At 74.3% G+C, this 12,642-nt stretch carries 10 protein-coding genes and 1 pseudogene; 5 read left to right on the top strand and 6 right to left on the bottom strand.

All coding sequences use genetic code 11. The features are described 5' to 3' along the window. Window positions 1-29 precede the first annotated feature (29 nt). Window positions 30-899: a MurR/RpiR family transcriptional regulator gene (locus AB0P03_RS37660; protein WP_363588063.1), complete on the bottom strand. Its 870-nt coding sequence runs from the start codon at window positions 897-899 to the stop codon at window positions 30-32. A gap of 205 nt (window positions 900-1,104) precedes the next feature. Here AB0P03_RS37660 and AB0P03_RS37655 point away from each other — a divergent pair, with 205 nt between their 5' ends. Continuing rightward, a complete protein-coding gene (locus AB0P03_RS37655; protein ID WP_363588065.1) occupies window positions 1,105-1,524 on the top strand; it encodes a hypothetical protein in 420 nt (139 codons plus the stop codon). Between the two features lie 89 nt (window positions 1,525-1,613). Here the strand turns inward: AB0P03_RS37655 and hutH are convergent, their stop codons facing one another. Then, on the bottom strand, window positions 1,614-3,197 hold the full coding sequence (gene hutH, locus AB0P03_RS37650; RefSeq protein ID WP_363588067.1) for a histidine ammonia-lyase: 1,584 nt from the start codon (window positions 3,195-3,197) through the stop codon (window positions 1,614-1,616). A gap of 157 nt (window positions 3,198-3,354) precedes the next feature. Between hutH and fdhD the strand changes: the two genes are divergently transcribed. After that, window positions 3,355-4,224: a formate dehydrogenase accessory sulfurtransferase FdhD gene (fdhD, locus tag AB0P03_RS37645; protein ID WP_363588069.1), complete on the top strand. Its 870-nt coding sequence runs from the start codon at window positions 3,355-3,357 to the stop codon at window positions 4,222-4,224. Here the strand turns inward: fdhD and AB0P03_RS37640 are convergent. Beyond that, window positions 4,214-5,413, bottom strand: coding sequence for a macrolide family glycosyltransferase (locus AB0P03_RS37640; RefSeq protein WP_363588071.1), 1,200 nt, complete (start codon window positions 5,411-5,413; stop codon window positions 4,214-4,216). The two genes, fdhD and AB0P03_RS37640, sit on opposite strands and share 11 nt — an antisense overlap. Window positions 5,414-5,540: 127 nt before the next feature. Here AB0P03_RS37640 and AB0P03_RS37635 point away from each other — a divergent pair, with 127 nt between their 5' ends. Next, the gene (locus tag AB0P03_RS37635) at window positions 5,541-6,137 is read left to right on the top strand and encodes a TetR/AcrR family transcriptional regulator (RefSeq protein WP_363588073.1); all 597 of its coding nucleotides are present in this window, start codon (window positions 5,541-5,543) and stop codon (window positions 6,135-6,137) included. A 721-nt stretch (window positions 6,138-6,858) separates the two neighbouring features. Here AB0P03_RS37635 and AB0P03_RS37630 read toward each other — a convergent pair. The 3 genes and pseudogenes from AB0P03_RS37630 to AB0P03_RS37620 form a co-directional block, all read right to left on the bottom strand. Further along, window positions 6,859-7,977 (bottom strand): annotated as a pseudogene (locus AB0P03_RS37630) (diguanylate cyclase); the annotation flags it as partial. Window positions 7,978-8,324: 347 nt separating this feature from the next. Then, the gene (locus AB0P03_RS37625) at window positions 8,325-9,449 is read right to left on the bottom strand and encodes an adenylate/guanylate cyclase domain-containing protein (RefSeq protein WP_363588075.1); all 1,125 of its coding nucleotides are present in this window, start codon (window positions 9,447-9,449) and stop codon (window positions 8,325-8,327) included. 169 nt (window positions 9,450-9,618) lie between these two features. Then, on the bottom strand, window positions 9,619-10,512 hold the full coding sequence (locus AB0P03_RS37620) for a biotin--[acetyl-CoA-carboxylase] ligase (RefSeq protein WP_063351348.1): 894 nt from the start codon (window positions 10,510-10,512) through the stop codon (window positions 9,619-9,621). 241 nt (window positions 10,513-10,753) lie between these two features. Here AB0P03_RS37620 and AB0P03_RS37615 point away from each other — a divergent pair, with 241 nt between their 5' ends. After that, the gene (locus AB0P03_RS37615; RefSeq protein WP_350877319.1) at window positions 10,754-12,343 is read left to right on the top strand and encodes an acyl-CoA carboxylase subunit beta; all 1,590 of its coding nucleotides are present in this window, start codon (window positions 10,754-10,756) and stop codon (window positions 12,341-12,343) included. A 25-nt stretch (window positions 12,344-12,368) separates the two neighbouring features. Then, window positions 12,369-12,590, top strand: a complete 222-nt coding sequence (locus AB0P03_RS37610) for an acyl-CoA carboxylase epsilon subunit (protein ID WP_363588079.1) — start codon at window positions 12,369-12,371, stop codon at window positions 12,588-12,590. Window positions 12,591-12,642 lie beyond the last annotated feature (52 nt).

Here is a 12,642-nt window from a genome sequence, read left to right as displayed (position 1 = left end):
GGGTTCGTGACGGCTACTCCCCGCCGTGTCTACTCCAAAAACAGGCCACGTGCCGCGGCGGACTGCTCGATGGCCTCCAACCGGGCCTCCGCGCCCGGGAGTTCGTCACACATGCGCTGCAACAGCACCCGGCCGAGCATCATCGGCGCGCACGCGGTGTCGAAGACCAGCCCGGTGCCGACGGCGGCCGGCAGCATCAGGTCGGAGAGCTTGGCGACCGGCGCGAAGGCGCTGTCGGCGACGGTCAGCACCGTCAGCCCGCACTCGCGGGCCACCACCAGCGCGTCCATCAGCTCCCGCGGGTAGCGCGGCAGCGCGAAGCAGAGCAGCGCGGTGGCCCCGGCCGCGGCGGCCTGTTCCAGCCGGTCGGCGAGCATGCTGCCGCCCTCGTCGAGGAGGCGGATGTCCGGGTGCACCTTGGCGGCGAAGTAGGCGAAGCCGCGTGCCTGCGCGGAGGCGGCCCGCAGGCCGAGCACCGGCAGCGGGCGGGAGGCGGCGAGCAGCCGGGCGGCGCGGGTGATCGGCTCGGGGTCGGCGAGGAGTTCGGCGAGGTGGCGCAGGTGGGCGATCTCGGCGAGCACGGCCTGCTGGTGCTCGTTGCGCACCGCGTCGTCGGGGGTCTCCGGCGCGGCGGTCTCGCCCGCGCCGAGTTCGCGCAGCTGCTTGCGCAGCGCCGGGTAGCCGTCGTAGCCGAGGGCGACCGCGAAGCGGGTGACGGACGGTTGGCTGACGCCGGCGAGTTCGGCGACCTCGACGCTGGAGAGGAACGGCGCCTCGGTGGCGTGCCGGACCAGCGAGTGCGCGATCCGCCGCTGGGTCGGGGTCAGTCGGTGGCCTTCGAACAGTTGGAGCAGCCGGGCGGAGGGGCCGACCGTGCCGGCCTCGTCGGTGGCGGTCATCAGCGGTACCTCCGGATGCGAGCGATTCGGACGACGACTGTGCAGCAGTGCGTCGCGCCTGGCAAAGACGTCTCGTACGGCGGGACGCCGGGTGAGACGGCCCGAGCGGGTGGGAGCTCGGGGTAACCCTGAATTCTCCCTGAACCCGCCCGGATTCCCCCACCGACGGATGGACCGCGCCCCGGCGCGGGCCCAGGCTGGTCCCATGGACACTCGCCAGGACGACCTGCGGCGCGACCTCGACGCCGCCCTGCACGCTCGCAAGGAACTCGGCAAGGAGTACGAGCCGGAGCTGGTCGACTCGTTCCTGAGCCGCCTGGACGCCCGGTTGGACGCCCGGGTCGAGCGCCGGGTGGCCGAGCGGATGGACGACTACGAGCCCGCGCACCGGCGCCGACCGCACCGCCCGGGGCCGGGGCTCGGCCTCCCCGGCAACCGGCTTGCGGTGATCTCGCTGGTCCTCGGCATCCCGCTGACCGCGATCGCGGCCAGCCCGCAGAGCGGCGGCTTCATCGGCCTGATCGTCAGTTGGGCGGGCATCGTCGGGGTCAACTTCGCCGCCGCGTTCGGCAACCGCCGGGACCGGGACGAGCCGCGGTCCCGGTCCCGGGACGACTGGGACTGAGCCCCGCCGCCCGCACCGGACCCGACGGCCCGTCACGCCGAACGCACCGAACGCACCGATCTCACCAGGTCACACCAGGTCACACCGGCTCAGGCCAGCGGCCCGGTGACCCGCTCCACCGCCCGCACCAGCTCCCCGGAGGCGACCAGCGCAGCCGCCGCCTCCAGGTCCGGCGAGAGGAAGCGGTCGCGGCCCGCGCCGCCGACCCCCGCCTCCCGGGCGGCGGCCATGGCGGCCGCGGTGGCCGGGGCCGTCCGGCCCGCGCCGTCGGCCTGCTGGCGAATCTCCAGGGCGCGGGCGGCGGCGGTGAGTTCGACGGCGAGGATCCGGCCGAGGTTGTCGACGGCCTGGCGCAGCTTGCGGGCGGCGGACCAGCCCATCGACACGTGGTCCTCCTGCATCGCGGAGGACGGGATCGAGTCGACCGAGGCCGGGACGGCGAGCCGCTTGTTCTCGCTGACCAGCGCCGCCTGGGTGTACTGGGCGATCATCAGGCCGGAGTCCACGCCGGGGTCGTCGGCCAGGAAGGCCGGCAGGCCGTGCGAGCGGGCCTTGTCGAGCAGTCGGTCGGTGCGGCGCTCGGAGATCGAGCCCAGGTCGGCGGCGGCGATGGCGAGGAAGTCCAGCACGTACGCGACCGGGGCGCCGTGGAAGTTGCCGTTGGACTCCACCCGGCCGTCCGGCAGCACCACCGGGTTGTCGACCGAGGCGGCCAGCTCGCGGGAGGCGACCAGCTGGGCGTGGGCGAGGGTGTCCCGGCCGGCGCCGGCCACCTGCGGGGCGCAGCGGATCGAGTAGGCGTCCTGGACCCGCGGCGCGTCGTCCTGGTGGTGGCCGGTGAGGCCGGAGTCCTTGAGGACGGCCAGCATGTTGGCGGCGCTCAGCGCCTGGCCCGGGTGGGGGCGGATCGGGGCGTGCAGTTCGGGGGCGAGCACCTTGTCGGTGCCGAGCAGCGCCTCCAGGGTCATCGCGGCGGTGATGTCGGCGGTGGTGTACAGCCGTTGCAGGTCGGCGATGGCCATCACCAGCATGCCGAGCATGCCGTCGGTGCCGTTGATGAGGGCCAGGCCCTCCTTCTCCAGCAGTTCGACGGGCTCGATGCCGGCGGCGGCGAGCAGTTCGGCGGCGGGCTTCTCCACGCCGTCCGGGCCGGTGGCCACGCCCTCGCCCATCAGGACCAGCGCGCAGTGCGACAGCGGCGCGAGGTCGCCGGAGCAGCCGAGCGAGCCGAACTCCCGGACCACCGGGGTGATGCCCGCGTTGAGCAGGGCGGCCATGGTCTGCGCGACCAGCGGGCGCACCCCGGTCCGGCCGGAGGCCAGCGTCTTCATCCGCAGGAAGACGAGTGCCCGGACGACCTCGCGCTCGACGGCCGGTCCCATCCCGGCCGCGTGCGAGCGCACCAGCGACCGCTGGAGCTGCGCCCGCAGTTCGGGGCTGATGTGCCGGACGGCGAGCGCGCCGAATCCGGTCGACACGCCGTAGACGGGGCGCGGTTCGGCCGCGAGGGCGTCGATCCGTGCCCGCGCCGTCGCCATCTCGGCGAGCGCGTCGGGGCCTATCTCGACCCGGGCGTTCCCCCGGGCGACGGCCAGCACGTCCTCGGCGCTGACGTCGGCCTTGCCGACCTGGACCAGCGGAGCGTCGGGGGCCACAGCACTGTGCATATCCATATACACCATCACATCAGGTGAATGAAGATATGACAACAGGTGGTCGCCATCCGGAACGGCCACGATCGCACGCCCCGTACCGGCCGGCAGGACTTTCCCCCGGCCCGCCCCGTGCCGCACGCTGGTGCCCACGGACACGCACGGAGGTGGCAGGGCGATGACGCGGGCGACGGCACGGCGCCGGGTGGTGCGGCTGCGGGGGGACGAGCGCGGGGTGCGGCCGGACTCGCTGGCGGCGGAGGAGCCGCTGGAGATCCGGCTCGGCGGCGAACCGCTGACCGTCACCATGCGCACCCCCGGGCAGGACTTCGACCTGGTAGCCGGGTTCCTGGTCGGCGAGGGGCTGGTGCACACCTCCGAGGAACTCGCCGCCCTGCGGTACTGCGCCGGGACGGACGAAGCCGGCGCCAACACCTACAACGTCGTCGACGCCACCCTGCGCGGCGCCGCCCGCGCGCTGCCGCTGTCCGCGCACCGCAACCTGCTCACCACCAGCGCCTGCGGCCTGTGCGGCCGGGACACCGTGGACGCCGTCCGCACTCACGTCCGCCACCCGGTGGGCGAGGACCCGCTCACCGTCCCGCCGTCCCTGCTGTACGGCCTGCCGGACCGGCTGCGGGCCGCCCAGCGCACCTTCGAGTCCACCGGCGGCCTGCACGCGGCCGGCCTGTTCGACGCCGCCACCGGCGAACTGCTCTGCGCCCGCGAGGACGTCGGGCGGCACAACGCGGTGGACAAGGTGGTCGGCTGGGCGCTGCGCGAGGGCAGGCTGCCGCTGACCGGGCACGTCCTGCTGGTGAGCGGCCGGGCCTCGTTCGAGCTGACCCAGAAGGCCGCGCTGGCGGGCGTCCCGCTGCTGGCGGCCGTCTCGGCGCCGTCCTCGCTCGCGGTGGACCTCGCGGAGGAGCTGGGCCTGACCCTGGTCGGCTTCCTGCGAGGGGAGGGCGCGAACGTCTACACCCGGCCGGACCGGATCACCGCGCCCTCCCCCGCCACGTCCTCCCCCGCCGCGCCGGTCACCCCCTGAGCTCGGCCTCGATCAGGTCCGCCGCGCGGGCGGTGCCGCCCTCGGCCCGGCCGGCGGCAGCCAGCGCCTTCAGCCGCTCGGCCACCGCCGGGTCGCCGACCAGCTCCAGCAGCGCGCCGCGCAGCGCCTCCGGGGTGGCCTCCCCGGTGTCCAGGCGGCGGGCGACGCCGAGCCCCACCAGCGCGTCCGCGTTGGCGTACTGGTCGGCGGCCTGCGGCACGGCGATCATCGGCACGCCGTGGTACAGCCCCTCGCTGGAGCCGCCCATGCCCGCGTGGGTGACGAAGGCGTCCGCCTGCGCGAGCACCGACAGCTGCGGCACCCACCGGTGCACCTCGACGGTGTCCGGCACCTCGCCCAGGTCGGCCAGGTCGGTGTGCGCGCCGACCTGGAGCACCGTGTGCCAGCCGGGCAGGTCGCCGAAGGCCTGGACGCAGGCCCGGTAGAACGCGGGCTGGTGGGTGAAGGCCGAGCCGAGCGAGACCAGCAGCACCTTCTCGGCGGCGGCCGGCCGCCGCCACTCCCCCTGATGGGCGCGGTCGCCGAAGCACGGCCCGACGAAGCTGACGCGCCGCTCGTCGACCCGGTCCGCGTTGGGCTGCAGGGCGCGCGGGATCAGGGCGACGGCCCGCACCGGGCGGCCCTTGAAGGCGTCCACGTCGCGTTCCACCGCCCCGGCCTCGGCCAGCCAGTCGGCGAACCGCCGGTGGTGCTCGGCGCCGCCGGGCCCGTTGCGGATCGCCTCGTACACCTCCGCCATGTCCTGCTCGAAGCCCTCCCAGCCGACGTAGGTGGGCGACAGCTGCACCACCGGCACGCCCAGCCGCTCGCCGAGCGCCCGCCCGGCGAAGCCCGCGATGTCGTGGAGCACCAGGTCGGGGCGGTCGTCCGCGAAGGCCTCCAGCAGGACGGGGTGCATCGCGAGGGCGTCGTCCAGGAACACCTCCTGGATCGCCACCGGGTCCTCCGGCCACCCGCTCGGGTCGTCGGCGAGCGGCAGCCGCGTCGGGTACGGGACGAGGCGGGCACCGGTGGACTCGACGGCCTCGGCGAAGGAGGCGTCGTTGACGTAGCTGACCCGGTGGCCCCGGGCGACCAGTTCGGCGATCACGGCGAGGCTGGGGTTGACGTGCCCGTGGGCCGGGACCGAGACCATCAGGATGTGGGCGGGGTGGGCGGAGCGGGTCATGGGGCCTCCAGGGTTCAGAACAAGACGAGACGGTCCGTCTCGCTGGCGCCGCTCCAGCATGATCCCGGATCCGACGCCGCGTCAAGACGATACGTACCGTCTCGCCACTTCGCTTAGAATTTCCGCCATGGCCCACAGAACCGCCCCCGATCCCGCCCGCCGCAGCGAACGCTCCCGCGCCGCCGTCCTCGCCGCCGCCTCCGAACTCGTCGCCGAGGTCGGCTTCGGCAAGCTCACCATCGAGGCGATCGCCGCCCGGGCCGGCGTCGGCAAGCAGACCATCTACCGCTGGTGGCCGTCCAAGGGCGCCGTCGTCTTCGACGCCTTCCTCGCCACCAACGAGCACGAGGGCGGCCTCGACCTCCCTGACACCGGCGACCTCGCCGCCGACCTGCGAACCGTCCTGCGCCCCACCACCGCCGAGCTCACCGACCCCGCCCTCGACCGCAGCTACCGCGCCATCACCGCCGAGATGCTCAACGACCCGGCCCTGTACGCCGAGTACCGCACCCGCCTGCTGAACCCACTCCTCGACGTCACCCGCGCCCGCCTGCACAGCGCCCGCGAGGCCGGCCAGCTCGCCCCCGACGCGGACCTCGACCTCGCCCTCGAACTCCTCTACGGCCCGCTCCACTACCGCTGGCTCTACCGGCTCGGCCCGCTCGACCCCGCCTACGCCGACCGCCTGGTCGAGGCGGTCCTGCGCGCCCTCGGGCCGGCCTGACCGCGCCGACCAGCCTCCCCCGGCCTCACACCACCGGGGGCGAGGCCGCGCCCGCCAGGGCGACGGCCACCAGGGCGCGCATGGCGAAGGCGGCCTGGCCCAGCGGCAGGGTGGCGTCGTCGGCGAAGAGTTCGACGAGCCAGCCGCCGGCCGGGTTCTGGCCGCCGGCGGCGACCATGCCGCGGTAGCCGGAGACGACCAGCATGGCCTCCTCGGCCGGGTCGTTGCCGGCCGCGCCGGCGCGCAGGGCGAAGGCGCCGCCGCGGACGGCGCGGCGGGTCATCGGGTAGTGGCGCAGGTCGAAGACGGCGTCCGGGGCCTCGATCTGGGCCCGCTGGGTCTCGGCGCGGGTGCTGCTGGGGCCGCTGGTCATCCGGTAGACGGCGTGCTGGGCGGTGCGCATGAGGTGGGAGCCGGGCGGGACGTAGGAGACCCACCAGCCGACGGCGTCGAGCAGCCGGGCGGAGGCCTCGGCGACGACGACGAGCTTGCCGAGGGTGTCGGCGGGGTGGACGGCGCGGGCGGCGGCGGCCTGGTCGAGGGCCGCGAGGACGGCGGTGAGCAGCTGGCCCGGGTCGGCGCTGTGCGCGGCGCCCCGGAAGCGCCGCCGGTCGCCCGCCCCGGCCCGGCCCGGGCGGGCGCGTCCGTCGGCCCGGTGGTGCGGGTCGGCGGCGTCGGCGAGCAGCACGGTGGGGTCGGGCGAGAAGCCGGGGCCGTGGCTGCGCCCGGCGACGACGGGGTGGGCGGCCCGGGCGGCCTTGGCCCGGTACTGGGCGGCGTCGGCGAGCCGGAAGAGCCGGTCAGGGGTGGTGACCGGGCCGATGGAGTCGCCGGTGGAGGCGACGCCGCAGGCGACGCCCTCGCCTTCGGACAGGGCCAGGGCCCGGGCGCAGAGCTCCTCGGCGACGGCGACGACCTCGTCGGCCTTCTGCCCCTCGGCGAGCAGGCAGAACTCGTCGCCGCCGAGACGGGCGGCGAGGCTGCCGGGGAGTTTGGCCGCGGCGACCGAGAGCTGGTGGGCGAACCGTTCGAGCAGCCGGTCGCCCATTTCGTGGCCGAGCTGGTCGTTGACCCGCTTGAGGCCGTTGACGTCGCAGACGACGAGCGAGACCACGGTGTTGTCCCGGTTGTGCGTCGTGAGGGCGCTCTCCAGCCGGGCGTCGACGGCGCGCCGGTTGGCGAGGCCGGTGAGCGGGTCGGAGAAGGCGAGTTTGCGCAGGTCGGCGAGGCGTTCGGTCTGGGCGAGGCCGGCCGAGATCTGGGCCGCGAGCAGGGTCGCGTAGTCGGCGTCGGCGGCGACGAACCCGGGCTTCCCGACGCTGCGGGCCAGGTACAGCTCGCCCCAGGCCTGCCCGTGCAGGACGATCGGGGCGACCACGCAGCAGGCGCGGCCTCGCCGACGCAGCGCCGCGGCGCGTTCCTGGCAGTACGCGCCGGCAGTGGGGTGGGCGTGTCCGGCGTGCGGTTCGGCGTTCTCGGCGGTCTGCAGCCAGGCCCGAGGGAGGCGCCCGGTGGTCCAGCGCTCCTCCAGATAGGTGACGATCTCGGGGAAGTCGGCGACGGGGTAGGACTCGTCCTCGGGCAGTTCCTCCTCGCCGGGCGCGAGCTCCCCGTGGTTGACCAGGACCCGGAGCCGGCCGGATTCGCGGTCCCAGACGGAGACGGCCGCCATGGTCGCCCCGAGTGCCTCGGTGGCGCGGGCGGCGGCGGCCCGGACGGCCTCCAGCGGGGTGAGCGCGCGGGCCATGTCCTGGGCCAGCTCGACCACGGACTGCAGCCGCAGGTCGGGCAGTTGGCCGGACAGCCGCGGGCCGCCGCAGTCGCAGCCGCGGTCCGTCATGATCGCCTCGCTGCTCACCGGCTCGCCTCGCTCCCTGTGCCCGGTCCTGCCGGACCCCCGACGGCGGCCGCACCCACCCGGCCGCTTTCACCAAGACTATGGCGGTTTCGTTCGGTTATGCCCCGTTTGCCGGGGCGGACCCGCAACCGACCGTACGGGTTTCAACCGTTCGGCACCCCAAGCATCGGGACCGGCCCGGGGCCACGTCCTGGAAAGGGCCGGGGAAGGCTGGAAAGGCCCGGGAAAAGCCGGGAAGGGCACAGGAGAAGACCGGAAGGGGCCCGGAAGAGAGCGGAAAGGCTCCAGGAGAGGCGCGAGAAGGGCCCGGGAGGGGCAGCGGCGGAGGCCTACTCCGGCTTCAGCCGCCGCGACAGCAGCCACGGCTCGACCAGCCCGAGCCCGCGCACCGGCCGGCGCCACATCGGCTGCAGGTGGAACCGGTGCCCGGCGTCCAGGCCCGGCACCGGCAGGCCCGAGGCGGGCATCCCGGCGGCGGCCGACAGCGCCTCGGCGAGGCCGGGGCCGTCCGCGTCCGGCGGGGCCACGCTGCCGTACTGCTCCAGCGCGGCGGCGAACTCGCCGTCGATCAGCACCGCGTCCTTGGGCGCGATCGAGGTGAGCCGGCTGGCCAGGTTCACGGTGGTGCCGAAGACGTCGCCCATCCGCGAGGTGACCGTGCCGAAGGCCATGCCGACCCGCAGCGCGGGGATGGTCTCGTCCTCGGCGAGGGCCTCGATCAGGCTGAGCGCGATCTCGGCGGCGGTGACCGGGTCCTCGGAGACGTAGAGGATCTCGTCGCCGAGGGTCTTGATGACCCGGCCGCCCTGCCCGGCGATCAGGTCCGAACAGGTGTTCTCGAAGGTCTCGACGAGTTCGCCGAGCTCCTCCTCCTCCAGCCGCCGCGACAGCCGGGTGAAGCCGACCAGGTCGGCGAAGCCCACCGCGAGGCGGCCGCTGGTGATCTCGTTGTCCTCGGCGGCCTGGACCACCCGGCCGGTGACGGCGGCGAGCTGGCGGCGCCAGACGTACACCAGGAACTGCTCCAGCTCCGGCAGCAGCAGCTCGACCAGCGGGTAGGCGACGTCGGCGCGGGTCAGGCCGGGCTCGACGGCCTGGGTGAGGTTCTCCAGGAAGGTGTCCATCTGCCAGCCGGCCAGCCGGGCGGTGGTCTGGCCGGTGGAGCGGGCCACCTGGATCGCCATCGACTCGCTGAGCAGGCCGGACTCGACCAGGCCGGCGAGCCGGCGCAGGGCGATCACGTCGCCGTCGGTGAGGGCCCGGGACTGGCCGATGTCGGGGAAGCCCATGGCCCGCCAGAAGCGGGTCGCCAGCTCCATCGGGACGTCGGCGGCCCGCGCGGCCTGGTACGGGGTGTAGCGGCGTGGCGCGTCCAGGATCAGGCGTTCCAGTTCGAGCGCGACCGTGGGGTCGTGGGTCCCCGATGTCGCGCCGCTGCTGCCGTCCTCTGCCACCGGTCCGTCCCCGTGCGGTCGCCGCACTCGCCTCGTGTCCTGCCTGTCCGGGCGCGCCCGCCACCCGGCGGGCAGTGGCGCGCCTCACACCGCTGCCAGGTGGAATGTTCGCACGGAATCGCGCGATCCGGGGCATCAGCCCGGGTCAAGGAGAGGTGAAGAGTGCCGTTCAGCGGGGCTCGGGGCGCACGTGGACGACGTCCCCCGCGCCGACCGCCCGGCGTGCGCCGTCGGGGGTGCGGACCACCAGGCGGCCGTCGCCGTCGATCGCCACCGCCTCGCCGACCAGCTCCCGGTCGCCCGGCAGGTGCACCTTCACCTGGCGGCCGAGCGTGGTGCAGCGGTCCGCGTAGGCGCGGAGCAGCTCGCTGGTGTGCGGGTCGCCGGCGGCGGCCGTCCAGGTGCGGTACAACCCGGCGAACTCGCGCAGCAGGGCGCGCAGCAGGGTGGACCGGTCGGTGACCTCGGCGCCGGCCAGCGCGAGCGAGGCGGCGGTGGGGACGGGCAGTTCGGGCTCGCGCAGCGAGACGTTGATGCCGAGGCCCGCGACCACGGCGCCACCGCTCAGCTCGGTGAGGATGCCGCCGAGCTTGCGCTCGGCGCCGTCGATCTCCACCTGGAGGTCGTTGGGCCACTTCAGCCCGACCTCGACCCCGGCGACCCGGCTCAGCGTGCTGGCGGTGGCCACCCCGACCAGGATCGGCAGCCAGCCGTAGCGTTCGACCGGCACCTCCTCGGGGCGCAGCAGGACGGACAGGAACAGCCCGGAGCGGGCCGGGGCGCTCCACTGGCGCTCCAGCCGGCCGCGCCCGGCGTTCTGCACCTCGGCGACCAGCACCGCGCCCTGCGGGGCGCCGGCCCGGGCGCGGGCGGCGAGGTCGTTGTTGGTGGAGCCGGTCTCGGCGACGACGTCCACCGAGGTCCAGAGCCCGTCCGGGACCAGCAGGTCGCGGCGCAGCGCCGCCTCGTCCAGCGGCGGGCGGTCCAGGTCGGTCCACGGCGACGGTCCGGCGTGGCCGAAACCGCGCAGTCCACTGCGGCGGGGGGAGTCGGGTGCGGTCATGGTCCAGAACACTAGGGGGTGTGCGGACGCCGGGGGCGTAGGCCGCCCCATCGTCCCGCAGAACGCGCGTTGACACACTGTGTCGATGGCCATAACGCCAGGACGTGACGTCCGGGCCCGCGCGCTGGCTACGCTACCCAACGGTAGTTCGCAGCGCCGCCCTGCCCTCATGCGCGGGCCCCCACTCCGGCCCGCGCGCACTCGAACAGGTCGCGGCCCATGGATCAGGGAGAGCCACCGGATGACCGAGGCGCCGTACGACCCCCACACCACCGCCGGCAAGCTCGCCGACCTGCGGCGCAGGCTCGACGAGGCGGTGCACTCCGGCTCCGCCGCGGCCGTGGAGAAGCAGCACGCCAAGGGCAAGCTGACGGCCCGCGAGCGGGTCGCGGAGCTGCTGGACGAGGACTCCTTCGTCGAGTTCGACGAGTTCGCCCGGCACCGCTCGACGAACTTCGGGCAGGAGCGGAACCGCCCGTACGGCGACGGCGTGGTGACCGGCTACGGCACCGTGGACGGCCGCCAGGTCGCCGTCTTCGCCCAGGACTTCACCGTGTTCGGCGGCTCCCTGGGCGAGGTGTTCGGCGAGAAGATCGTCAAGGTGATGGACTTCGCGCTGAAGACCGGCTGCCCGGTCATCGGCATCAACGACTCCGGCGGCGCCCGGATCCAGGAGGGCGTGGTCTCGCTCGGCCTGTACGGCGAGATCTTCCGCCGCAACGTGCACGCCTCGGGCGTGATCCCGCAGATCTCGCTGATCATGGGCCCCTGCGCGGGCGGCGCGGTGTACTCCCCCGCGATCACCGACTTCGTGGTGATGGCCGACCGGACCTCGCACATGTTCATCACCGGCCCGGACGTGATCAAGACCGTGACCGGCGAGGACGTCGGCATGGAGGAGCTGGGCGGCGCCCGCACCCACAACAGCAAGTCCGGCAACGCGCACTACCTGGCCACCGACGAGAAGGAGGCCGTCGAGTACGTCAAGAGCCTGCTCTCGTACCTGCCCTCCAACAACCTGTCGGACCCGCCGTCCTACCCCGAGCAGGCGGACCTCACCGTCACCGACGAGGACCTCGAACTCGACGCCATCGTGCCGGACTCGGCGAACCAGCCGTACGACATGCGCAAGGTGATCGAGCACATCGTCGACGACGGCGAGTTCCTGGAGACCCAGCCGCTGTACGCGGGCAACATCATCACCGGCTTCGGCCGGGTCGAGGGCCAGTCCGTCGGCATCGTCGGCAACCAGCCGATGGACCTGGCCGGCTGCCTGGACATCAACGCCAGCGAGAAGGCCGCCCGTTTCATCCGGACCTGCGACTCCTTCAACATCCCGGTGCTGACCTTCGTCGACGTGCCCGGCTTCCTGCCCGGCACCGAGCAGGAGTGGGACGGCATCATCCGCCGCGGCGCCAAGCTGATCTACGCCTACGCCGAGGCGACCGTCCCGCTGATCACCGTGATCACCCGCAAGGCCTTCGGCGGCGCGTACGACGTCATGGGCTCCAAGCACCTGGGCGCCGACCTCAACCTGGCCTGGCCGACCGCGCAGATCGCGGTGATGGGCGCGCAGGGCGCGGTCAACATCCTGCACCGGCGGGAGATCGCCGAGGCCGGGGCGGCGGGCGGCGCCGAGCAGAAGCGGGCCGAGCTGATCGCCTCGTACGAGGACACCCTGCTGAACCCGTACCTGGCGGCCGAGCGCGGCTACGTGGACGCGGTGATCCCGCCGAGCGAGACCCGCCGACACATCGTCCGGGGTCTGCGGGCACTGCGCGGCAAGCGCGAGGTGCTGCCGCCGAAGAAGCACGGCAACATCCCCCTGTAGGCCCCCGTCGGGAGAGAATTGAGCCATGGCCCCGATCCACGTGCTGCACGGGCAGCCGACCCCCGAGGAGCTCGCCGCCGTCCTGGCGGTGGTCCAGGCCCGGGCCGCCGCCGCGCAGGCCGCCGCCGAGGCGGCACGCCTGGCCGGTGCCGGCCCGGCCGCCCCCTGGAACGACCGCTCCCGCCTGTTCCGCCCGGCCGTCCACCCGGGCGTCAACGCCTGGCGGACGTCCGGCTGGGCGAGCTGATCCGCCGGGTGCGGAGTGGGAAGTCGGCCCGTCCGACAAAAAAAAACCCACC

Origin of the sequence: Kitasatospora sp. NPDC088779 (genome assembly GCF_040685395.1) — a bacterium.
GTDB lineage: Bacteria > Actinomycetota > Actinomycetes > Streptomycetales > Streptomycetaceae > Kitasatospora.
The sequence above is the reverse complement of the archived record's forward strand: the minus strand, read 5'-3'. Positions and strand labels throughout refer to the sequence as shown.